The sequence below is a fragment of the Nocardioides sp. genome, from assembly GCF_004803405.1.
Taxonomy (GTDB): Bacteria; Actinomycetota; Actinomycetes; order Propionibacteriales; family Nocardioidaceae; genus Nocardioides; species Nocardioides vastitatis.
In genome coordinates, this window is the sequence record NZ_SSXI01000050.1 from 23,381 (window position 1) to 44,421 (window position 21,041).

The 21,041-nt window shown below is 70.7% G+C and carries 23 protein-coding genes; 10 read left to right on the forward strand and 13 right to left on the reverse strand.

Annotated elements, in window-relative coordinates:
* Positions 1-167: 167 nt before the first annotated feature.
* Positions 168-998: a PHP domain-containing protein gene (locus E7Z54_RS03470; RefSeq protein WP_136431615.1), complete on the forward strand. Its 831-nt coding sequence runs from the start codon at positions 168-170 to the stop codon at positions 996-998.
* Positions 999-1,047: 49 nt separating this feature from the next.
* Here the strand turns inward: E7Z54_RS03470 and E7Z54_RS03475 are convergent, their stop codons facing one another.
* The 4 genes from E7Z54_RS03475 to E7Z54_RS23960 are packed head-to-tail and all read right to left on the reverse strand — an operon-like array spanning position 1,048 to position 4,859.
* Positions 1,048-1,527 (reverse strand): gamma-glutamylcyclotransferase family protein, encoded by a 480-nt coding sequence (locus E7Z54_RS03475; protein WP_136431616.1) that lies wholly within the window; start codon positions 1,525-1,527, stop codon positions 1,048-1,050.
* Positions 1,528-1,577: 50 nt separating this feature from the next.
* Positions 1,578-2,381 (reverse strand): 3-oxoacyl-ACP reductase, encoded by an 804-nt coding sequence (locus E7Z54_RS03480; RefSeq protein WP_240769495.1) that lies wholly within the window; start codon positions 2,379-2,381, stop codon positions 1,578-1,580.
* Positions 2,362-3,723, reverse strand: a complete 1,362-nt coding sequence (locus E7Z54_RS03485) for a glutamine synthetase family protein (protein WP_240769496.1) — start codon at positions 3,721-3,723, stop codon at positions 2,362-2,364. Before E7Z54_RS03485 ends, E7Z54_RS03480 begins: the two co-directional genes overlap by 20 nt.
* A complete protein-coding gene (locus E7Z54_RS23960; protein ID WP_240769497.1) occupies positions 3,708-4,859 on the reverse strand; it encodes an aminotransferase class I/II-fold pyridoxal phosphate-dependent enzyme in 1,152 nt (383 codons plus the stop codon). The genes E7Z54_RS03485 and E7Z54_RS23960 overlap by 16 nt, the downstream gene beginning before the upstream one ends.
* Before the next feature lie 300 nt (positions 4,860-5,159).
* Between E7Z54_RS23960 and E7Z54_RS03495 the strand changes: the two genes are divergently transcribed.
* From E7Z54_RS03495 to E7Z54_RS03515, 5 genes are all read left to right on the forward strand, one after another.
* On the forward strand, positions 5,160-5,789 hold the full coding sequence (locus E7Z54_RS03495; RefSeq protein ID WP_136431619.1) for a hypothetical protein: 630 nt from the start codon (positions 5,160-5,162) through the stop codon (positions 5,787-5,789).
* A gap of 214 nt (positions 5,790-6,003) precedes the next feature.
* Positions 6,004-7,017 carry a Bug family tripartite tricarboxylate transporter substrate binding protein gene (locus E7Z54_RS03500; protein ID WP_136431620.1) on the forward strand — a complete coding sequence of 338 codons (1,014 nt, stop codon included), beginning with the start codon at positions 6,004-6,006 and terminating at the stop codon, positions 7,015-7,017.
* The gene (locus E7Z54_RS03505; protein ID WP_136431621.1) at positions 7,014-7,574 is read left to right on the forward strand and encodes a tripartite tricarboxylate transporter TctB family protein; all 561 of its coding nucleotides are present in this window, start codon (positions 7,014-7,016) and stop codon (positions 7,572-7,574) included. The genes E7Z54_RS03500 and E7Z54_RS03505 overlap by 4 nt, the downstream gene beginning before the upstream one ends.
* Positions 7,571-9,127: a tripartite tricarboxylate transporter permease gene (locus tag E7Z54_RS03510; RefSeq protein WP_136431622.1), complete on the forward strand. Its 1,557-nt coding sequence runs from the start codon at positions 7,571-7,573 to the stop codon at positions 9,125-9,127. Before E7Z54_RS03505 ends, E7Z54_RS03510 begins: the two co-directional genes overlap by 4 nt.
* A gap of 57 nt (positions 9,128-9,184) precedes the next feature.
* The gene (locus tag E7Z54_RS03515; RefSeq protein ID WP_136431641.1) at positions 9,185-9,601 is read left to right on the forward strand and encodes a universal stress protein; all 417 of its coding nucleotides are present in this window, start codon (positions 9,185-9,187) and stop codon (positions 9,599-9,601) included.
* Here E7Z54_RS03515 and E7Z54_RS03520 read toward each other — a convergent pair.
* Entirely contained in the window at positions 9,598-10,590 is a 993-nt protein-coding gene (locus E7Z54_RS03520) for a Bug family tripartite tricarboxylate transporter substrate binding protein (protein WP_136431623.1), read from the reverse strand. The two genes, E7Z54_RS03515 and E7Z54_RS03520, sit on opposite strands and share 4 nt — an antisense overlap.
* Before the next feature lie 44 nt (positions 10,591-10,634).
* On the opposite strand from E7Z54_RS03520, the gene E7Z54_RS03525 reads away from it, so the two are divergent.
* Positions 10,635-12,257, forward strand: coding sequence for a sensor histidine kinase (locus tag E7Z54_RS03525; RefSeq protein ID WP_136431624.1), 1,623 nt, complete (start codon positions 10,635-10,637; stop codon positions 12,255-12,257).
* Positions 12,254-12,970: a response regulator gene (locus E7Z54_RS03530; RefSeq protein ID WP_136431625.1), complete on the forward strand. Its 717-nt coding sequence runs from the start codon at positions 12,254-12,256 to the stop codon at positions 12,968-12,970. The genes E7Z54_RS03525 and E7Z54_RS03530 overlap by 4 nt, the downstream gene beginning before the upstream one ends.
* Positions 12,971-13,031: 61 nt before the next feature.
* Here the strand turns inward: E7Z54_RS03530 and E7Z54_RS03535 are convergent, their stop codons facing one another.
* Positions 13,032-13,493 (reverse strand): hypothetical protein, encoded by a 462-nt coding sequence (locus E7Z54_RS03535; protein ID WP_136431626.1) that lies wholly within the window; start codon positions 13,491-13,493, stop codon positions 13,032-13,034.
* Positions 13,490-14,731: a serine/threonine-protein kinase gene (locus tag E7Z54_RS03540; RefSeq protein ID WP_136431627.1), complete on the reverse strand. Its 1,242-nt coding sequence runs from the start codon at positions 14,729-14,731 to the stop codon at positions 13,490-13,492. The genes E7Z54_RS03535 and E7Z54_RS03540 overlap by 4 nt, the downstream gene beginning before the upstream one ends.
* 111 nt (positions 14,732-14,842) lie before the next feature.
* Here E7Z54_RS03540 and E7Z54_RS03545 point away from each other — a divergent pair, with 111 nt between their 5' ends.
* Together E7Z54_RS03545 and E7Z54_RS03550 are read left to right on the forward strand one after the other, a co-directional pair.
* On the forward strand, positions 14,843-16,210 hold the full coding sequence (locus E7Z54_RS03545) for a TrkH family potassium uptake protein (protein WP_240769498.1): 1,368 nt from the start codon (positions 14,843-14,845) through the stop codon (positions 16,208-16,210).
* Positions 16,203-16,865: a potassium channel family protein gene (locus E7Z54_RS03550; RefSeq protein WP_240769499.1), complete on the forward strand. Its 663-nt coding sequence runs from the start codon at positions 16,203-16,205 to the stop codon at positions 16,863-16,865. The genes E7Z54_RS03545 and E7Z54_RS03550 overlap by 8 nt, the downstream gene beginning before the upstream one ends.
* A gap of 156 nt (positions 16,866-17,021) precedes the next feature.
* On the opposite strand, the gene E7Z54_RS03555 is transcribed toward E7Z54_RS03550, so the two are convergent.
* From E7Z54_RS03555 to E7Z54_RS03575, 6 genes are all read right to left on the reverse strand, one after another.
* Positions 17,022-17,525 carry a DUF5994 family protein gene (locus tag E7Z54_RS03555; RefSeq protein WP_136431628.1) on the reverse strand — a complete coding sequence of 168 codons (504 nt, stop codon included), beginning with the start codon at positions 17,523-17,525 and terminating at the stop codon, positions 17,022-17,024.
* A 113-nt stretch (positions 17,526-17,638) separates the two neighbouring features.
* Positions 17,639-17,848, reverse strand: a complete 210-nt coding sequence (locus E7Z54_RS03560) for a hypothetical protein (protein WP_136431629.1) — start codon at positions 17,846-17,848, stop codon at positions 17,639-17,641.
* 45 nt (positions 17,849-17,893) lie between these two features.
* The gene (locus E7Z54_RS03565; protein WP_136431630.1) at positions 17,894-18,415 is read right to left on the reverse strand and encodes a hypothetical protein; all 522 of its coding nucleotides are present in this window, start codon (positions 18,413-18,415) and stop codon (positions 17,894-17,896) included.
* 76 nt (positions 18,416-18,491) lie between these two features.
* Complete coding sequence (locus E7Z54_RS22890; protein WP_168798144.1) at positions 18,492-18,662, reverse strand: hypothetical protein; 171 nt, start codon at positions 18,660-18,662, stop codon at positions 18,492-18,494.
* Positions 18,663-18,814: 152 nt separating this feature from the next.
* Positions 18,815-19,930, reverse strand: a complete 1,116-nt coding sequence (locus E7Z54_RS03570) for a potassium channel family protein (protein WP_136431631.1) — start codon at positions 19,928-19,930, stop codon at positions 18,815-18,817.
* 10 nt (positions 19,931-19,940) lie between these two features.
* Complete coding sequence (locus E7Z54_RS03575) at positions 19,941-20,927, reverse strand: YihY/virulence factor BrkB family protein (protein ID WP_136431632.1); 987 nt, start codon at positions 20,925-20,927, stop codon at positions 19,941-19,943.
* Positions 20,928-21,041: the final 114 nt, after the last annotated feature.

The window sequence follows — 21,041 nt, forward strand, 5'->3', positions numbered from 1 at the left end:
TCGACGTAGCTGGGCGGCTCCTACCCCGGGCTCTGAGAGGTTGCTGACGATGTGGCGCGGCGCAGACCGTCCGGACCCGATGCCTGCCACCATCGTGTTCGACCAGCCTCCCCACGGACAGGAGCACGCACATCCTCGGGAATCATGCATCGGCCGGCGACCTGCCGATGGACAGCCACACCCACAGTGAGTGGTCCTGGGACACGACCGACGGCTCCATGGAGCGCTCCTGTGCGCGAGCGGTGGAGATCGGGTTGCCTGCGATCGCATTCACCGAGCACCTGGACCACACGGTCTTGACCGTCGACCGCGAGGAGCTGGATGCGGGCCATCCGATGGTTCTCCTGAGCGACCCCGACGGACGACTGAGCCCTCCCGCATTCGACGTCGCGGGCTATCTGAGCTCGATCGAACGCTGCCGCGAGCAGTTCCCGGGCCTGCAGATCCTCAGCGGCCTGGAGGTGGGTGAGCCGCACTGGCATCCCGACGCCGTACGACGAGTCCTGGCCGCCGGACAGTTCGACCGGGTGCTCGGCTCGCTGCACTGCCTGCCGGAGGGCGAGAGGTTCCACGAGCCGCCCGGCATGTACGGCCGCGTGGAGCAGCACGAGGTGATGCGTCGCTACCTGGAGGAGATCGCTGTCCTGGTGCGCCAGAGCGACGCGTTCTCGGTGCTCGCCCACATCGACTACCCCGTGCGTGCGTGGCCCGGCACCGACGGACCGTTCGACCCCCTGGCGTTCGAGGAGGAGTTCCGGCACGCCCTGCGAGCCACCGCTGACTCAGGCAAGGCTCTGGAGATCAACACGATGGTGCCGTTGCACGACACCATCCTGCGGTGGTGGCGCGAAGAAGGCGGGGTCACCGTCACGTTCGGCAGCGACGCCCACAACCCCTCCCGGGTGGCTCGGAACCTCCGTGAAGCGGCAGCCATGGCCGAGGCTCACGGCTTCCGCCCCGGTCGCGACCCGCTCGACTTCTGGGCACGACCGCGATGACCGCTATCCCTCCGACCGGTCCCGGCCGGTCCCGGTCGACCGGACCGGGCTAGGGGAACGCAAGCTCGCGCCAGCGGGCACAGCGTGGAGCGAAGTCGGCGAGCTCCTCCGCCGCGAAGCGCTCCCGGTCCCAGTCCACGTCGGTCAATCCGTCGCTCGTGGGGCACACGTAGGCGACGGCGCGGTGCTCCGTCGGCGTGACGTCGAGCGGGCGGAGGTCGTAGATGGTGTTCTCGTAGGCGTCGAGGATCGGCCAGTCCTCGCGCCGGAGGTCCAGCAGCACCCGCCCCCGGGCGACCCCGGGACCCGGCACGAGAGCCGGGTAGCTCACGTCGGGGATGGCCACGGCCCGCCAGCCTTCCACGCTCGCCTCGACGCTCACCGGCACGCGGCCCAGCAGGGCCTGGAGCACCTCGGGGAACATCAGGGTCCCGTAGGTGAACAACGGCTCGGGCGGGCTCGACAGCACACCGAGTCGGCCGGAGAACCCGGACTCCGTCGCGGCGAGGTTCGAGGTGCTAGACGACATGCTGGGTCCTTCCAGGATCGGTCATGGCAACCAGGGTTGTCCGGTCGCAATCATTCAGGGGTCACGTAGGCCGCCGAGATCCCGCCGTCCACGAGGAAGGACGACCCGGTGACGAACGATGCGTCGTCACTGGCGAGGAACGCGGCAGCGGCCGCGATCTCCTCGGCGCGCGCGAAGCGGCCCATCGGGATGTGGACCGTCCGACGGGCGGTGGCGGCGGCATCCCCGGCGAACAGCTCGCGGAGCAGCGGGGTGTCGACCGGGCCGGGACACAGGGCGTTGACCCGGATGCCGTCGCGGGCGAACTGCACGGCCAGCTCTCGGCTCATCGCCACCACGCCGCCCTTGGAGGCGGTGTAGGTGATCTGCGACGTCGCCGACCCCATCACCGCCACCAGCGAGGCCATGTTGACGATGGATCCCCGGCCCTGCCGCCGCATCTGGGGGATGACGTGCTTGCAGCAGAGGTAGACCGAGGTGAGGTTCACGTCCTGCACGCGCCGCCACGTCTCCAGGCTGGTGGTGAGGATCGAGCCGTCGGCCGGTGGCGAGATCCCGACGTTGTTGATCGCGATGTCGACCGCGCCGAAGGTGTCCGCCGCGGTGGCGAAGAGGTCCTCGACCTGACCCTCGTCGGTGACGTCCGTGGGGACGAAGAGGCCGTCGACGACGGCCGCGGCGGCTTCGCCGGCCGCAGCATCGACCTCCGCGACCACGACCCGCGCACCCTCCGCCGCCAGCCTGCGTACGACGCCCAGCCCGATCCCGCTGCCACCGCCCGTGACGACGGCGACCCGACCGGCCAGCCGTGCTGCCAGGTCGACCTGCATCGGCTCAGAGGCGTTCGAAACCACGGATCAGCTCCCAGTCGGTGACGGCCGCGTCGAATCCGTCGAGCTCGATGCGCGCGGCGTTGAGGTAGTGCTCGACGACGTCGTCGCCGAAGGCGTCCCGCGCGAGCGCGGACCGGTCGAACAGCTCTGCTGCCGCGCGGAGGGTCGAGGGGACCCGTGGCCGGTTCGACCCGTAGGCGTCGCCGGAGACCTGCGGCTCGAGCGGCAGCTCGCGCTCGATGCCGTGCAGTCCGGCCGCGATCATCGCCGCGATCGCCAGGTAGGGGTTGACGTCGGCTCCGGGGAGCCGGTTCTCCACGCGCAGCGACGTCCCGTGACCGACGACGCGCATCGCGCAGGTCCGGTTGTCGCGCCCCCACGCCAGCCTCGTGGGCGCGAAGCTCCCGTCGACGAAACGCTTGTAGGAGTTGACGTTGGGCGCATAGAGCAGGGTCAGCTCGCTCGCGCAGGCGAGCTGGCCGGCCAGGAAGTGCTCCATGAGCGGGGACAGCCCGGTGCCTTCGCCGCCGGAGTCGGCCATGACCGCCGTCCCGTCGGGTGACCGGAGACTCAGGTGGACGTGACAGGAGTTCCCCTCCCGCTCGTTCACCTTGGCCATGAAGGTGACGCTCAGCCCCTCCTGGACGGCGATCTCCTTGGCCCCGGTCTTGTAGATGGCGTGCTGGTCGGCCGTGGTCAGCGCCTCGTCGTAGCGGAACACCACCTCGTGCTGCCCGAGGTTGCACTCCCCCTTGGCGGACTCGACGACCAGCCCGGCGCCCGCCATCTCGTTGCGGAGCCGCCGCAGGTACGGCTCCACCCGGGCAGTGCCGAGCAGCGAGTAGTCGGTGCTGTAGTCGCTGGTGGCGCTCAGGCCCTGGTACCTCCTGCGTCGCGCCTCCTCGTACGTCTCGTCGAACGCGACGAACTCCAGCTCGGTCGCCGCATACGGGACCAGGCCGCGTTCGGCCAACCGGTCGACCTGGCGCCGGAGGATCTGACGTGGTGACGCCACGACCGGCCTGCCGTCCGGCCACTCGACGTCGCAGAGCACGAGCGCGGTGGCCCGCTGCCACGGCACGAAGCGGAGCGTGACCGGGTCGGGGCGCAGGACGAAGTCGCCGAACCCGGTGGCCCAGGAGTTCATCGCGTAGCCATCGACGGGCCTCATGTCGACGTCGGTCGCGAGCAGGTACGCACAGGCTTCGGCACCGCGGTCGGCCACCACGTCCAGGAAGTGGCCGACGTGGAGCCGCTTGCCCTGCAGGCGTCCCTGCACATCGGTGAAGGCGACCACCACCGTGTCGATCTCGCCGTGCTCGGCCAGGTCGCGCAGGCGTTCGACGGTCAGCTGTGCATGCACGGCCGGTCCTGCTCCACCCTGGTCGGGACGGGATGCCCGGAGGGGCCTGGGTCGAACGATTCGCTCGCCTCGAGTATCCAGCGCACATGCGGCTCGGGTGGCACCGTGATCCGGACGCAGTCGGCCAGCTCCGAGGTGAAGGTGCGCACGCGGACGCCGTGCTGGTCCAGCCATGGCGCGTACCCGGGGCCGGGGGTGCGCACCAGCAGGAAGTTCGCATCGGACCGGAACGGCTGGAAGCCGGGGATCCTCGAGAGGCCGGCGGCGAGTGCATCGCGCTGCCCCACGACCGTCGCTGCGATGCGCTCGAACTCGTCGTGTGCCTCCAGGCAGCTGACGGCGAACTCGTCCGCGAAGATGTTGAAGCCCAGGTAGTCCGGATCGATGCCGAACTGCCCGTGGACGCTCGGATGGGCGGCGGTGAACCCGACCCGCACCCCGGGGATGCCGTAGTACTTCGACAGCGTGCGGACGAGGATGGTCCCGGGCAGGCCGTCCAGCGCCTCGCCGACGGACCAGTCGTTGGTCGCCGGACCCGCGAACCCGAAGTAGGCCTGGTCGACGATGCAGTAGCCCTTGCCGGAGACCTGCCGTGCCAGTGCCTGCAGTTGGTCGTCGCCGACCCGGGCCCCCAGCGGGTTGGACGGTGACACGATCAGCACCGCGGGGCACTCGAGGCGGTCGATGCGCCGTTCGAGGTCAGCGACGTCGAGGACGCGCGCATCGCCCTCGTCGAGATAGCGGTAGAACTCCGTCCGCAGGCCGTAACGCTCCGCCAGGGTGTCGTGATACTCCCAGCCCGGCTGAGGCAGCAGCAGTGTCGCGTTCTCGATCCGCGCCAGCGCCGCGAAGATCGTCTTCAGGGCCGCCTCGGCGCCGTTGTGCACGCGCAGCATCGCGGGATCGCAGTCGAACCGTGTCGCGAGCTGTGCGACGAGCCGCGGGTTCGGCTGGTAGCGACAGATGCTGGCCGGGTCGAGCGACGGCCACCCGGACCGACCGAGGATCGGATGCGGATGCAGGAACTCGTTACGCGAACAGTCGATCGGCTCCGTGGGTGGACCTGGGATGCGGTCGGAAAGCAGCTCGGCACGGAACAGCGCCAACGGGGAGGCGCCGATGACGCCCCCGGTCATGACACCGCCTGCGAACTGTGATCCTGGGTGATGCGATGTGGTCACGATGGTTCTCCTCGGTCGATACGAGGCAGAGCCCGGGGCTCCCGAGCGCCTGGCTTCGCACAACCTGGCACTCGTTCCGGCCGGATGGACCACAAATCGCGGCACATGGTCGCGGGTTGGTCCGGCGTTGGTCCGGAGTCCGGTCGCGGGCCGCGGTTTTGGTCCGCGCTTCATCCCAGTGGGTGCTTTCCGCCGTCCGTCAGGCGTCACTAGCGTCGCCGCGCCAGCCCGGCTCGAAACCAACTCGGAGGTCTGATGAACCCACGTGGCCGCAACCCCTACCGTCGCAACCCGGTCGATGACCGCACCGCCGCGCCCGGCGCGGACGCAGCCCGGCGGTCAGGTCGCCATCGCACCGCACGAACGCACGTGTCGGCCCTCGGGGCCGCGCTGGCCCTGGTCGGCGCCATGACGTGGGCAGCGCCTCCGGCGGTCGCCGAGACGGCCTCCGTCCGGTGCACCGGAACGAACGTCATCAAGTACAACCCCGGCGTGACCTATCAGGAGCGCACGGTCCAGATCAACGGCCAGGACAACGCGACCAGCTGCGTCGACACGGTGTCCGGGGAGTCACTCTCGTTCGTCGCTCCGTTCTCGGGGAAGTTCACAACCTCCTGCGCGTCGCTCTTCACGGGTGGCACGGGCACCCAGACGCTGAAGTGGAACACCGGCGAGACCTCGCAGTGGGAGTGGACGATGCACTTCTCGACCAACGTCAACGGCCAGCTGCAGTCGATCGCGGACGGCCCGATCCTCGGCGGCCGGTACGCCGGCGCCCAGCTCCGGCAGGTGGTCACGGTGACCACCCTGGACCAGGGTGCCTGCTCCACCGAGAAGGGGCTGACCCAGACCGGCGGCCCGTCGAACTGGGAGTTCACGGGCTGAGCGCCGCGTAGCGCAGCAGCGACCGAGGCCCCCGCCGGACGGCGGGGGCCTCGTCCCGTCGTACCACCGAGAGGCCTGCCTGAGCGTGACCACAAAGACCAAAAGAGTCTTCGTGATCGCAACGATCCCTGTAACGCCCATCACTCCTAGCGTGACGCCGGTCACCACAGCACGTACCGCGCCGGGGCGGACGTCTCACAGAAGGAGGAAGTCGATGCGGGCATCGCGCCATTCAGCTCTTCGACGCACGACGGCAGCGGCCGGCGGACTGGTTCTCGCGGCCGCGGTAGCCGGTTGCAACCAGACGACCGGAGGCGGAGCGGCCGGACAGGCCTTCCCGTCCGACACCATCGAGATCATGGTCCCGGCGGGTGCCGGCGGCGGCTGGGACTCCACCGCGCGGACCATGCAGGAAGTGGTCCAGAACGAGGACCTCGTCGACGAGTCGGTCGAGGTGTTCAACGTCGAGGGTGGCGGCGGCGCCACCGGCCTGGCCCAGCTCCAGGAGGACAGCGGCAACCCGCACGCACTGATGATGACCGGCCTGGTCATGCTCGGTGCCCTCGAGCTCGCCGACTCCGAGGTGTCGCTCGACAACACGACCCCGATCGCCGTCCTCACCTCGGAGGCCGAGGCGTTCGTGGTGCCGGCGAAGTCGCCGTTCAAGACCATCAACGATGTCATCGACGCCTACGTCAAGGACCCCTCCTCGGTCACCTTCGGTGGCGGTAGCGCCGGTGGGTCCGACCAGCTCGTGGCCGCCGAGCTGGTGCAGGAGGCCGGTGGCGACGCGAGCGAGATGGAGTACATCGGCTACTCGGGCGGCGGCGAGGCGATCGCCGGCATCCTGTCCGGCGACGTCGAGGTCGGCGTCTCCGGCATCAGCGAGTTCACCGAGCAGATCAAGGGCGGCAAGATGCGGCTGCTGGCCGTCAGCACCGCCGACCCGGTCGAGGTCAACGGCGAGCAGGCGCCGACGCTCCAGGACGCGGGCTACGACGTGGACTTCGCCAACTGGCGGGGCATCGTGGCCGCGCCCGGGCTCTCCGACGAGCAGCGTGACCAGGTGGTCGAGGTGATCGACGAGCTGCACGGCACCGACGCGTGGAAGCAGGCCCTGGCGGACAACAACTGGACGGACTTCTTCAAGACCGGCGACGAGGCCGAGAAGTTCATCAAGGACGAGGCCGAGAAGACCAAGCAGATCTATGAGGAGCTCGGGCTGTGACTGGCTCCGACTCACGCGAGCTCGGCGCGGTCCCTGACGGGGGCCGCGCCGGGCACGGCGCCGAGCCCGGGGAGCTCGACGTCGACGACGCCAGCAGCTCACCGGTCGGGCCCCTGATCGCCGGGGTGGTGATGATCGGCTTCGGCATCCTGATGCTGACCCAGACCCTGGCCATCAAGGGTGAGGGCTTCGAGCCCGAGGGCCCGCGGTTCATGCCCATGCTCGCCACCGTGGTCTGGCTCGGTCTGTCGACGGTGTACCTCGTCCAGCAGCTGCTCCGGATGGCACGTTCCCGCGACGGCCTCCCGGTCCAGCGGTTCGCGCACTCCGGCCGGGTCGTCGCGCTGCTGGTCCTGCTGGTCGCCTACGCCTACGCGATCGACCCGGTCGGCTACATCATCTCGACCGCGGTCTTCTTCGTGTCCGCAGCCCGGGTGCTCGGCTCCGGAGTGCTCGCGCGCGACGTCACCGTGGCGGTCGGCCTGTCGGTCGGCGTCTACTTCGTCTTCACACGCCTCCTCGGCGTCTACCTGCCCCCGGGGGTGCTGCCGCTGTGAACTCCTTCGACTCGCTGCTGGGCGGGTTCGCGACGGTCCTGTCGCCCGAGAACCTGCTCTTCGCCCTCATCGGCGTCACCCTCGGAACGCTGGTCGGCGTCCTGCCCGGCATCGGCCCCGCGGTCACGATCGCGCTGCTGCTGCCGGTCACCTACAACTTCGAGGACCCGATCCCGGCGATCATCATGTTCGCCGGCATCTACTACGGCGCCATGTACGGCGGTTCGACCACCGCCATCCTGCTCAACACACCGGGCGAGTCCGCATCGGTGGCGACCGCCCTCGAGGGCCATGAGATGGCCAGACGCGGCCACGCCCGAGCCGCGCTCGCGACCGCGGCCATCGGGTCGTTCGTGGCAGCGGTCATCAGCACCACCCTGCTCGCCTTCGTCGCGGAGCCGATGGCCGCCATCGCGGTCACGTTCCGGGCCACGGACTACTTCGCCCTGATGGTCCTGGCCCTGGTGACCGTGACCGCGCTGGTCGGGAACTCCCTGGTCCGCGGCCTGCTCTCGCTCCTGCTGGGCATCATGATCGGCTTCGTCGGCCTGGACGCTGTCTCCGGTCAGTCGCGGTTCACCTTCGGCAGCATCTCGCTCTTCAACGGCATCGACGAGGTGCTGCTCATCATCGGCCTGTTCGCGATCGGCGAGACCCTCTACGTCCTGGTCCGGGGGCGTACTCGCCCCGGCCATGTCACCCCGTTGGGTCCGGGCCACGGGCGGGGCCAGTTCATGTCCATGAACCGCGACCAGTGGCGCCGCTCGTGGGCTCCCTGGCTGCGCGGCGCCGGAGTCGGCTTCCCGTTCGGCGTGCTGCCGTCCGGTGGCGCCGAGCTTCCGACCTTCCTGTCCTACTCCTACGAGAAGCACCGCTCCAAGGGCCGCGAGGAGTTCGGCAAGGGCGCCATCGAGGGAGTCGCCGGCCCGGAGGCGGCGAACAATGCGTCCTTCTCGGGCGTGCTGGTCCCGCTGCTGACGCTGGGCCTGCCGACGTCGGCCACCGCGGCGGTCATGCTGGTGGCGTTCCAGATCTTCAACATCAAGCCCGGGCCTCAGCTGCTCGAGACGTCCCCGGACCTGGTCTGGGCACTGATCGCCTCGCTGTTCGTGGGCAACCTCGCGCTGCTCGCCATCAACCTGCCGCTGATCCGGTTGTGGGTGAAGGTGCTGCAGATCCCGCGGCCCGTGCTGTACGCGGGCATCCTGGTCTTCGCCGGCCTCGGCATCTACTCCGTCTCCGGCTCGGTCAGCGACATCCTGATCGCCTACGGCGTCGGGGTCGTGGGATTCCTGATGCGGCAGCTCGACTTCCCCATCGCCCCGGCGATCCTGGGTGCCATCCTCGGGCCGGAGCTGGAGAACCAGTTCCGCCGGTCGCTCAACATCTCCAACGGCGACCTGACCGTGTTCGTCGACCGGCCGCTCTCCGCCACGATCCTCGCCATCGCCGTCCTCGCGCTGGTGCTGCCGTACGTGCCGAAGATCGTGGCCCGGCTGCGCGGCAAGCCGGTGGAGACGGCGGGGAAGCTCGCCTTCGCCGACGAGGACTGACCGCGGCCCGACGGCGTCCGGACCATCACCCACAGACAAGGGGAAGCACCCGTGGAGATGAACACAGCCACACCGGCGACGGTCTCGATCGTGGTGGGCTACACGCCCACCCCGCTCGGCGAGGCGGCCCTGGCGGCGGCGATCGAGGAGGCGCGGCGGCGCGGCGGCTTCCTGCACGTCGTCAATGCGAGTCGCGGCGACGCGTACGTCGACAACAACATGGCCGACACCCGTCAGCTCGCATACCTGGAGGCGGTGCTCGCCGGATCGGGGGTGCCGCACCGGGTCGTGCAGCAGATCGGCAAGGGGGAACCGGCCGTCGAGATCCTCGAGACGGCCGACCGGACCGCGGCCGAGCTGGTGGTGATCGGCCTGCGTCGTCGTACGCCGGTCGGCAAGCTGCTGATGGGCTCCACCGCCCAGCGGGTGCTGCTCGAGGCGTCGTGCGCGGTGCTGGCGGTCAAGGGCGGCTAGGAGCCCTTCTCGCGGGAGAGTCCCAGGTCGTCGAGCAGGGCCGCGACCCGGGCGCTCTCCTCGTCGAGGAAGCGGCCGAACTCGTCACCGACGAGGAAGTCGTCGGTCCAGCCGTTGGCGCGTTGCGCCGCCTGCCACGCGGGAGTCTCGTGCATGCGGCTGATGAGGTCGACCAGGGACCGCTGCTCCTCGCCGGCCAGCTCGGGCGGCGCGACGAACCCCCTCCAGTTGCGGAAGTCCATGTCCACGCCGAGCTCCCTCAGGGTGGGCGCGTCCAGGTCATCAAGCTGCTCCTCCGCGGTCACTGCGAGCACGCGGACCTCGCCCATCCGGATGTGGTCGGCGTACTCGCCGAGGCCGGAGACGGCGAAGTCCACCTCCCCGGTGAAGAGACCGGCGAGCAGCGGACCGCCGCCGTCGAACCGGACGTACTCGATCCGGCGCGGATCGATGCCGACGCTCTCGGCGAGCATGTGGGCGGCCAGGTGGTCGGGGCCGCCGATCTGCGACCCGCCGCCGACCTTGACCACCTTCGGGTCAGCCCGCCAGGCACCCACCAGGTCGCCGAACGTATCGAACCGGGAGTCGGAGGGCACCGCGATGATCTCCGGCTCGCTGAGGAGCCGCGCGATCGGGGTGACCTGCTCGAAGTCCACGGCTGCGCCGGTGGCGTACAGCGCGCCGACGACTCCGAGGCCCATCATCATCAGCAGGTCCGGGTTCCCGGACTCCCCCGCTGTCCGGGCCAGGCCGACCGCGCCGCTCGCCCCCTCCAGGTTGAAGACCTCGACCGCCTCGGCGAGCTCCTCCTCCTGGAGTACCTCGGCCACGACGCGGGCGGTGGTGTCGTACCCTCCGCCGGGTGCGTTGGGGACCATGATCCGCAGGCTCCCGGGGACGTCGGGCGTCACCGGCGAGCAGCCCGACAGCGCCGCCAGGCCCGCCAGCCCCAGAACGGCGCGACGGCTGAGACACGGCGGGCTGCGCACCCACCGACGATACCGCCGCCCGCGGCGTGTCCCTGGTGGCGGACATGAGTGACACTGGGGTCGTGCGTCGCCGCCGCCCCTCGCTTGCGGGCCAACTGCTCGTCCTGCAGGTCTTCATCGTCCTCGTCGTCGTGGCCGGCGTCGTGGTGGTGACGCTGGCGCAGACCGATGTGGCGTTCCGCCGGCAGGAGAGTCGCCGCGTCCTCGAGGTCGCCGAGACGATCGCCGCGAACCGGGTCGTCCAGACCGGACTGACCGAAGGAACCAGCGAAGGCACGCCCGGGGTTGCCGAGGCGGCCGTGTCGACGTACGGCGCCTCCTACGTGATCGTCACCGACGCAGGCGGCGGAGTCGTGTACTCATCCCTGACCAGCGACCGCGGCGTCACCACCGTCGAGCGCCCCGGTGCCGGGCGCCAGTGGGTGGGCATCAGCGAGGACAACGGAACTCGGGCCGTCGAGGCGCGGGTGCCGGTGTTCGACAACTCCGCGGCGGGCGAACCGGTCGGCACACTCGTGGGCTACGTGGTCGCCGGCCGCGAGTACCCCACGGCCTGGGAGCGCCTCGGTGAGACCGCACCGACGCTCACCGTCTACGTCCTGCTGGCGTCGCTGGTCGGCTTCGGCGGTTCCCTGCTGCTGTCGCGACGGATCAAGCGACAGACGCTCGGCCTGGAGCCGCAGGAGATCGCCGGGCTGGTCGAGCACCGCGAGGCCATGCTCCACGGCCTGCGCGAGGGCGTGGTGGGGGTGGACCAGAGCGGCCGGATCACGCTGGTGAACGACGAGGCGACCCGGGTGCTCGCCCTTCCCGAGCCGCCGGTCGGCGCCCGGGTCGACGACCTCCCGGTGCCCGCTCGAGTCACGGAAGTGCTCTCCGGCAGGGTCCGGGCCGACGACCTGGTGATCCTTGCCGCCGACCGGGTGCTGGTGCTCAACCAGATGCCGGTGCGGGTGCGGGACCAGCTGATCGGCTGGGTCACCACCCTGCGGGACCGCACCGAGCTGGTCGACCTCAACCGCCAGCTCGACGTCTGGAGAAGCACCACGGACGGCCTCCGCGCGCAGGCCCACGAGTTCGCCAACCGGATGCACACGGTGGCCGGACTGATCGAGCTCGGCGAGTACGAAGAGGCCGCCCAGTTCGCCACGGCGCAGTCCGACGCCCGGGCCGGCTGGGTGGAGAAGGTGACCTCCCGGATCAAGGACCCCGCGCTGGCCGCACTGCTCGTGGCGAAGGACAGCCGCGCCGGCGAGCTCGGCGTGCACCTCGACCTGCACGACGAGTCCCGCCTGCCACGCGTCAGCGAGTCACTCTCGGCCGACCTGCTGACCGTCACCGGCAACCTCCTCGACAACTCGATGGAGGCCGTCGCCGCAGGTGAGGGCCGGGTGGTCGTGCGGGCCGCGGTCGAGGACGGAGCGGTGGTGGTGTCGCTCAGCGACGACGGGCCCGGCATCCCGGCCGAGCTCGCCGACCGGGTCTTCGAGCAGGGATTCTCCACCAAGGCCACCGCCGAGCCCGGCGCTCGGGGCTGGGGCCTGACGCTGACCAAGGTCGTCTGCGAGCGGCGAGGCGGGCGGGTGTCGGTGGACCGCCGGGACGGCCACACCGTCTTCACCGCCATACTGCCGGGTGACCTCGCCGCCGAGGAGGAGGACCGATGACCGCCAATGAGAGGCCCGTGCGGGTCCTCGTCGTCGACGACGACTTCATGGTGGTCAAGATCCATCGCAGGTTCGTCGAGCAGCTCGAGGGGTTCGTCGTCGTCGCCGAGGCTCGGACCGGCGACGAGGCCCTGCGCCAGGTGGAGGAGCTGGCGCCCGACCTGGTCCTGCTCGACATCCACCTGCCCGACATCAGCGGGCTCGAGGTGCTGCGACGGCTCCGCAGCAACGCCGTTCCCGTCGACGTCCTGATGGTCACCGCGGCCCGCGACGTCGAGACGGTCAAGGAGTCGCTGCGCGGCGGGGCCGTGCAGTACATCGTGAAGCCGTTCTCCGCCCAGGTGCTCCACGACCGGCTTCGCGAGTACGACCGGCTGCGGCAGTCGCTGCGGCAGATCGACGACGGCGGGGACGGCGAGGTGGGGCAGCGCGAGGTGGACGCGATCTTCGGGGTCGCCGGCCGGGCGGCGGACCCCCAGCTGCCGAAGGGGCTGACCGCACCGACGCTGCAGCTGGTCGCGAACGCCCTGCGCGAGGCGACGCTGGGCGGCGACGCCACCATCAGCGCGGCGGAGGCCGCCGAGGTCACCGGTCTGGCGCGGGTCAGCGTCCGACGGTACCTCGAGCACCTGGTGTCCGTCGGCGCGGCCGAGGTCAGACTGCGGTACGGCGGCAGCGGACGCCCCGAGCGCGGCTACCGGTGGACCGGCTGACGGGTCCGGCGCTGCGCGGGGTCCGGGGCGAGGGGCCTTTGGAGGGGCTCATCGAGCGAGCTCAGTCGTTGCCCTTGCCACCCTTGCCCTTGTCGCCCTTCTGCTCCTGGTCGTCCTTGTCGCCCTTGCTGTCGCCACCGTCGTCCTTCTCGTCCTGATCGCCGCCGTCGCGCCCGTCCTCGGTCGGCGTGGGCTCGGAGGGAGGCTCCTCGGCGGGCGCCTCGGTGGGCAGCCGGGCCAGAAGCTCCGCGGCCGCCGCACGGATGCGGTCGGCCTGCTCGTTGGAGATGTCCCCCGCCTCCTCGGCCTGCCGGGTCTCGGCCAGCAGCGACTCGACCTCGTCCGCCGCCTTGGCGTAGTCCTCCGCCACGACGGCTGCGTCGACCTGTTCCAGTCCTTCGGCGAGCGCCGGGACTGCCTCACCGGGCGGCGGATCCTGCCCGCAGCCGGTGATCAGACCGCCCAGCAGCAGTGCCACGACGACGGCGCCGTGCCTCGTACGACGGCGGGGTGTCCAGGTCATTCCGCTCCCCCGTGGACGGCCCGGTGCAGCTCCTCCAGCGGGGCTCGCAGCTCGCTCGGCGTGTCCTTGGGGATCTCCGTCGAGCCGCGACCCTCGTCGGCGGTGTCGTCGCCGCTGTTGACGCCGACGAGAGCCACCAGGAGCAGGACGAGGACCAGCGCGGCGATCGCGGCGAGCGCGCCGCGCTGCGAGGGCGGCAGCGCACGGAGTCGGTCCGCGAGCACCGCCGGCTGTCGGGCGACGGAGTCTCCGGCCCTATCGATCAAGGACGTGCGTGGCGCCGGCTCGGGAGCGGCAGCTGCGGGTGGGGTCAGGTCGGTGAGGACCCGGGTGGCGTGTGGTGGCGCGTCGGGTACGGGAATCGGCTCGGTGCGCTGGTCCCGGAGCCGCTCGGCGACCTGCGGGGCGTCCGGTCGCTGCACGGGGTCCATGGCGGTCATGTCGGCCAGCAGCTGCCGCCACGGCGCCGGGAGGTCCTCGGGTGGCCTCGGTGGACGGTTGAGCCGGGCGACGGCTGCCTCCATCGGCGGGCCGGGGTACTCGATCCTCCCGGTGACGGCCTCGAGCAGGACCAGCCCCAGGGAGTACACGTCGGCCGACCCGCTGACGTCCTGGCCGCTGACCTGCTCCGGCGCCAGGTAGGCGGCGGTGCCGATGGTGTGGCCGGTTCGGGTGTGCCGGGCACTGTCGCCGAGCAGCCGGGCGATGCCGAAGTCGGCCAGCTTGACCTGACCCCCTCGTCCCAGCAGCACGTTGCCCGGCTTCACGTCGCGATGGACGACGCCGTGAGCGTGCACGTGGGCCAGCGCGTCGGCCACCTTGCTGCCGATGGACGCGACCTCCTCCAGGGAAAGCGGCCCGGCAGCGATGGCCTGGGCGAGGGTCCGGCCGTCGACCAGCTCCATCACGAGGAACGGGTGGTCGGTGCTCGTGCCCTGCGCGGCTCCCGCGGGGGCCGTCGACGTCCCGGTGTCCTGGCCGAAACCGGCGTCGAGGATCATCACCAGGCCGCTGTGGGACAGGCCAGCCAGCGTGCGTGCCTCGGTGACGAACCGAGCCCGGTCCGACTCGTCGCCGGCGGTCTCCCTCAGCACCTTGACCGCGACGGTGCGACTCAGCAGCCGATCCGTGGCACGGTAGACGTCCGCCATCCCGCCCCGGCCCAGCGTCGTCCCGAGCTGGTACCGGCCGGCCAGCAGGGGCGGTCCGTCGTGAGGGTCATCAGGATGCGTTGACATCTCGGACCGACCCTACGCGCTCAGCTGCGGGCGCCGGTCTTGTCCCCACCCGCGGCCGTCGCGCCGATCCTCTTCGCACACCCCTCACCAGTACCCGTAGGCTGCCCGGTCGTGTCGACGTCGCTGGAGCTCGCCGAGGGCAAGGCGCAGCGTGCCTGGCTGCGACACCCGGCGCAGCTGGTGGTGCTGGGGTTCGCGGCCGCCATCCTCGTCGGCACGGTTCTGCTGATGCTGCCGGCCGCCCGCAGCGGACCCGGCGGCACCGACCTGCTCACCGCCCTCTTCCACGCGACCAGCGCCGTCTGTGTCACCGGTCTGGTCACGGTGGACACGCCCGTCTACTGGTCGACGTTCGGCGAGGTGGTGATCCTCGGCCTGATCCAGGTGGGCGGGTTCGGGATCATGACGCTCGCCTCGCTGCTGGCCCTGCTGGTGTGGCGACGCCTCGGGCTGCGATCGCGGCTCACCACGGCCGCCGAGACCAAGGCGACCGGCATCGGGGAGGTCCGCGGCGTGATCAGGGGCGTCTTCCTGATCACCGTCACGATGGAGCTCCTCGTCGCCGCGATGCTCACCCTCCGCTTCGCCCTTGGGTACGACGAAGGCTGGGGCCGGGCGACGTACCTCGGCGTCTTCCACTCGGTCTCGGCCTTCAACAACGCCGGCTTCGCGCTCTTCAGCGACAGCCTGATCGGGTTCGTGGACGATCCGTGGATCTGCCTGCCGATCGCGTTCGCGGTGATCGCCGGCGGGTTGGGGTTCCCGGTCTGGCTGGAGCTCGCGCGCCGGCGGACCAGGTGGCGGTCGTGGAGCCTGCACACCACGATGACGCTCTCCGCCACCGCCGGACTGCTGGTGCTCGGCACGATCTTCGTGACCGCCAACGAGTGGTCCAATCCGGGCACCATCGGCGACCTGGACACCCCGGGCAAGCTCCTCGCGGGCTTCTTCCAATCCGTCATGCCGCGCACCGCGGGGTTCAACGCGATCGACTACGCCCAAGCGCGTGACGGCACGCTCCTCGGCACCTGCGTGCTGATGTTCATCGGCGGCGGCTCGGCGGGCACGGCCGGCGGCATCAAGATCACCACGTTCGTGCTGCTCTTCTGGGTGATCGTGGCCGAGGTGCGGGGAGAGCGGGACGTGGAGGCCCACGGCCGCCGGATCGACGACCGTGCGATCCGCCAGGCACTCACGGTGGCGCTGCTGTCGGTCGGCGCCGTCATGGCTGCCACCCTCGCTCTGGTCCACCTGACCGACCACCCGCTCGACCTGGTCCTCTTCGAGGCGGTCTCGGCGTTCGCCACTGTCGGCCTCTCCGCCGGCATCACCGCGGATCTCTCCGGGACGGGTCAGCTGATCCTGATCGGACTGATGTTCCTGGGTCGCCTCGGCCCGATCACTCTCGTCTCCGCGCTCGCGCTGCGCGAGCGCGGCAAGCTGTACCGACTCCCGGAAGGACGGCCCCTCATTGGGTAAGCACCTGACCAACGGCGTGGTGGTGATCGGCCTCGGTCGGTTCGGGCGCTCCCTCGCGCTCGAGCTCGTCGCCCACGGCGAGGAGGTCCTCGGCGTCGACGCCGACCCCAAGGTGGTCGCCGCGCTCGCCGGCCGCCTCACCCACGTGGTCGAGGCCGACTCCACGAGCGAGGAGGCGATGCGGCAGCTCTCGGTGGGCGAGTTCTCCCGGGCCGTGATCGGGATGGGCGACCTCGAGGCCAGCATCCTCGCTGCGTCGATCGCACTCGAGCTCGGCGTGCAGAACGTCTGGGCCAAGGCGATCAGCGCCTCCCACGCGCGGATCCTCGAGAAGATCGGCGTGCACCACGTCGTACGCCCCGAGCACGACATGGGCAAGCGGGTCGCCCACCTGGTGCGTGGTGAGGAGATCCTCGACTACATCGAGTTCGACCAGGGATACGCGTTCGCGAAGGCGCCGGCGCCGCGAGCGCTGCACGGGCGGTCCCTCCAGGGCTACGGCGTCCGCCAGGAGTTCGGCATCACGGTCGTCGCCGTGAAGCACGACGGAGGGACCTTCGAGTACACGACGCCCGACACGATCATCCGTGAGGGCGACCAGGTGGTGGTGTCGGGGCCGGCCGACAAGGTCGAGGCGTTCAGCAACCGGGCGTGACTGCGCCGGACGCCTGTGACTGGTGGGGTTCCGGTGGGCCCGGATGGGTATTGCAGGGGAAGTCAGCGCGGTCTCAGGCCGTGCTGGCAAGGCCCCGGCCGGCAGTTGGCTCCCACTCTGTGGGGCGGTCGGGGTCGCCCCTCGAGCGGATGCGGGTCAGGCGGTGCGGCGCTCCGGAGCATCGACTGGATCGGGGTCCCAGCAGGACCCGCCGTCGTCGGTCCACTCTGACGACGGGTCGACGTCGAGCTCACCGGTGACGGTGTCGAGGAGGCTCACGGCCGTGTGGGTGTTGCGGCGAGTGGCGGCGGCCAGCATCGCCTCGGCACCCTGGGCGTCGGTGAAGTGCGGCGGGACGACCAGCACGTGCAGCAGCCGCCGGTCCGAGGTACGCAGCAGGATCATGTGCGTGTCGTCGCTGGGGAACGAGCCGACCTTGACGAAGCCGGTGCCGACGGCGACCCGCCGCGGCATCGGCTGGTCCCAGTCCGGCGGGGAGCAGACCACCCGCACGACCCGGCCGTGCTCCACCGGGAACCTGTCGATGAGGTGGGCGAGCTCGGCACCGAGATCGCGGCTGCGGGGCCACCACCCGCCGTCGAGTCGGTCGCCGGGGACGGCGTCGCCCATGCTGAGACGAAGAGAGTTGTCGCGGGCCATGACCGGCCCTTCCCAGCCGCCGGTCGACCGTGCACCTGAGGTGCTGCTGGAAGCGGCTGTGCCTCCACGGTAGCAGCGATCCGTCGAGGGACCCGCGATGTGCGCAGACCGGCTCAGCCGTAGGCCGAGCCGGTCTGCGGTGCTGACTTGATCGGACGGAGGTTCGCGGCCGGCAGCCACTCGGTGACGGTGCGACCGTCGCGGTCGATGTAGGTCACCAGTCCTTGCCAGCCGTCGTCGGTCGGACGCCAGTGCAGCACCAGGCCGGGCAGCTCGACCGGCACGAACGCCGGTCGAACCCAGACATGCCGCACCCCCGCCATGGCCTCAGATTAGAATATGTGTTCGAGTCTGCGCCAGGTGGTCGGTCAGTTCATGCGACCGTTGATCCCCGGCTCGGCGAGCGGGTCCGACGGGTCCGTCTTGCTGGGGGTCTCGGTGGACGTCGGGCCGGTGCTCGTCGTACCGGTGTCGCTGCCCGTCGTCCGCGGAGGCGTGTACGACTCGCGGGGACCCGCGGTGGACTTGCCGCCCAGCATCCCCGAGCGACGCGCTGCCGCGACGCCCGCGGCGACCAGACCACCGATCAGGCCCATGAGCAGCAGCTTCTTGCCGCGGCTGCGTCGCCGTACGGGCAGGCGGTCGACGACGGTGTCGGGCAGTCGGTCGACGACGTTGTCCGGCAGGTGCTCGGCGAGCAGGGCGCCCTTCTCGATCGCCACGATGCGTCCGCGGTCGGCGACGGTGCCAGCGACGGTGCGGCCCTTGTCGACGAGCGGCGGGGTCTTCTCCGCGACGGTGTTGACCGCCGACTCGACCCGAGGCGCGACGACGTCCACCAGGTTGTGCAGCTCGCGCTGGAGATCGTGCTTTCCGCTCTTGTGGTGCATGGGGGCCTCCTCCTAGAGAACAGGTACGCCATGTCCGGTACCCGTTCCGGGGAATGCAACCCGCAGCGGAGCCCGCTCAGGTGGCGGGCAGACCCACCTCGTTCGCGCACTCGTTGCAGCGGATGCCGTGCTCGGTCTCGTCAGCGGTGACGCCGAACGGGCGCCGGTGCCAGCGGGTCTGCTCGGTCTGCTTGGCACAGCTCGGACACCAGTCGTGTCGGACCCACGGTCCGTAGTCCTTCGCCATGGGGCCACACTGCCGGGTCCGCGGCCGGATGTCGCGTAGGTGGGGCGTGCGTCGTACCCGGAGAGCCGAGATCAGGACGATCGAGCGGCAGGCGGATGGTCAGCGGGGGCCATGAGGTCCCGGAGACGGTCCCAGGGACTCGGGGTCCGCGACTACTCCTGGTCGGCGGCGAAGTCCTCGTTGTGGGTGCCCGGACGGGGTGCCCACGGCAGCTCCTTGGCAGGTCGTACGACGACCAGCCGGTCGCCGCGGGCGAGCAGCGTCACGACCGGGTCGAAGTACCGGTAGACCTTCTCGTCCCGGACCACCGCGATCACCTGGTCGGGCAGCGACTGCGGCGGCATCCCGACCTCGTTCACGAGGAGCTCGCGCTCGGCCACCTCGAGCCCGTCGCCGTAGGTCAGCAGGTCCTCCATCACCGTGCCGAGCGTCGGCGACACGGTGGAGAGACCCAGCAGCCGACCGACCGCGTCGGAGGACGTGATCACCGAGTCGGCGCCGGACTGCAGCATCAGCGGCCGGTTCTCGTGCTCGCTCACGGCCGCCACGATCCACGCGTCAGGGTTGAGCTGGCGCACGGTGAGCGCCGCGAGCACGTTGGAGTCGTCGCGACCGGTGGTGATGATGACCTGGTCGGCCTCGGCGACGCCCGCCCGGTGCAGCACTCCCCTGCGGGTGGCGTCGCCGGTGATCACGGCGAGGTCGTCGGCGTGGGCGTCGGCGAGGGCGACCGGGCTCGGGTCGACGACGACGATCTGGTCCCGCTGCAGCCCGTTGTTGACGAGCGTGTCGACCGCGCTGCGGCCCTTGGTGCCGTACCCGATCACGACGACGTGGTGTCCCATGTTCTTCCTCCAGCGTGCGATCCGGAACATCTCGCGGCCCCGTTGGGCGAGCACCTCGAGGGTGGTGCCGATGAGCAGCACCAGGAACGCGATGCGCAGCGGCGTGATGACGAAGGCGTTGACCATCCGAGCCTGGTCGCTGACCGGCGAGATGTCACCGTAGCCGGTCGTGCTCAGCGTGACCGTCGTGTAATAGACGGCATCCCGCAGGGAGACCGCGCCCAGCGGGTTCGTCGCGGTCGCGTCGGCCGAGTCCCGGTAGCCGTCGCGGTCGAGGTAGACCAGGAGCACCGTGCCGGCCAGGATCGCGAGCGCAGCCAGCACCCGCCGCCCCAGCTCCCACCACGGTGAGCGGACGTGCTCGGGCAGGGCGACGCGACCCGTCGAGGGGCTGCTCGCCAGAACCGCCGGTACATCCTCCACGCCGGCGAATCTAGTCGACGGGGTCGGGAGTACGGCGCAGCAGGCGGGCCATGAGCTCCCGGCGCGCCCTCTGGGTCGACTCCTGGGGGAAGACCTGGTCGAACGCCGCGTTGACGCCGGCGCCGATCAGGACCGCCAGAGCGGCGATGTAGAGCCAGATCAGGATCGCGATCGGCGCGGCCAGCGGGCCGTAGATCGAGTGCGAGTCCTGGGCGGTGACCGTCAGCACCCAGCGGAGCAGGTAGGAGCCGCCGACCCAGCTGATCAGCGAGAACGTGGCTCCGGGCAGGTTGAAGCTCCAGTTCGTCCGCACCGGCACCGAGACGTGGTAGAGCGTGGCGAGGAAGCAGATGCAGACCACGATCACCAGCGGCCAGTAGAACCCCATCAGGAACTCGGCCTCCGAGGGCAGCCACGCACGCACCACCCTCGGTCCCAGCACGAGCAGCGGCAGCGTGATCGCCCCGGTGACCACGGCGAGGATGTAGAGCACGAACGACAGTGCCCGGGTCTTCACGATCCCGCGGTGCCCGCCGAGCCCGTGCATGATCGTGATGGTGTCGACGAAGACGTTGAGCGCCCGCGAGCCCGACCACAGGGCGAGCACGAAGCCCAGCGAGATCACGTCGAAGCGGCCGCCCGCGAGGACGTCGTCCATCGTCGGCACGATCACCGTGTTCACCGCGGTCTCGGTGAGGAAGGTCGAGAAGAGCTCCACAACGGCCTGCCTGACCTCCGCGACCTGTGCGGCGGTGAAGTGGTCGGTGACGTAGCCGACGCCACCGGCCATCGCGAAGATCAGCGGAGGCACCGAGACGACCGCGAAGAACGCCCCCTCGGCCGCCAGCCCGGTCACCCGGTACCTCAGGCACGAGCTGACCGTGGTGACGATCAGCCGCCAGACGAGGTGCCCGAACCGTCGCAGCCAGGCAGGCAGCCGGTCGACGAGGGGACGGATGAGCGGTGCCCTGGGCTGGTTCCCCCGGTCGTCCGCCATGCGGGCCACGCTATCGGGGACCAGGGCCCCGGCCGGACAGGCGCCTCGGCGATGCCACAGGCCCGGACGCAGTCGGGTTGCGACTGCGTCCGGGCCTGTGATCGGTCCGGGAGC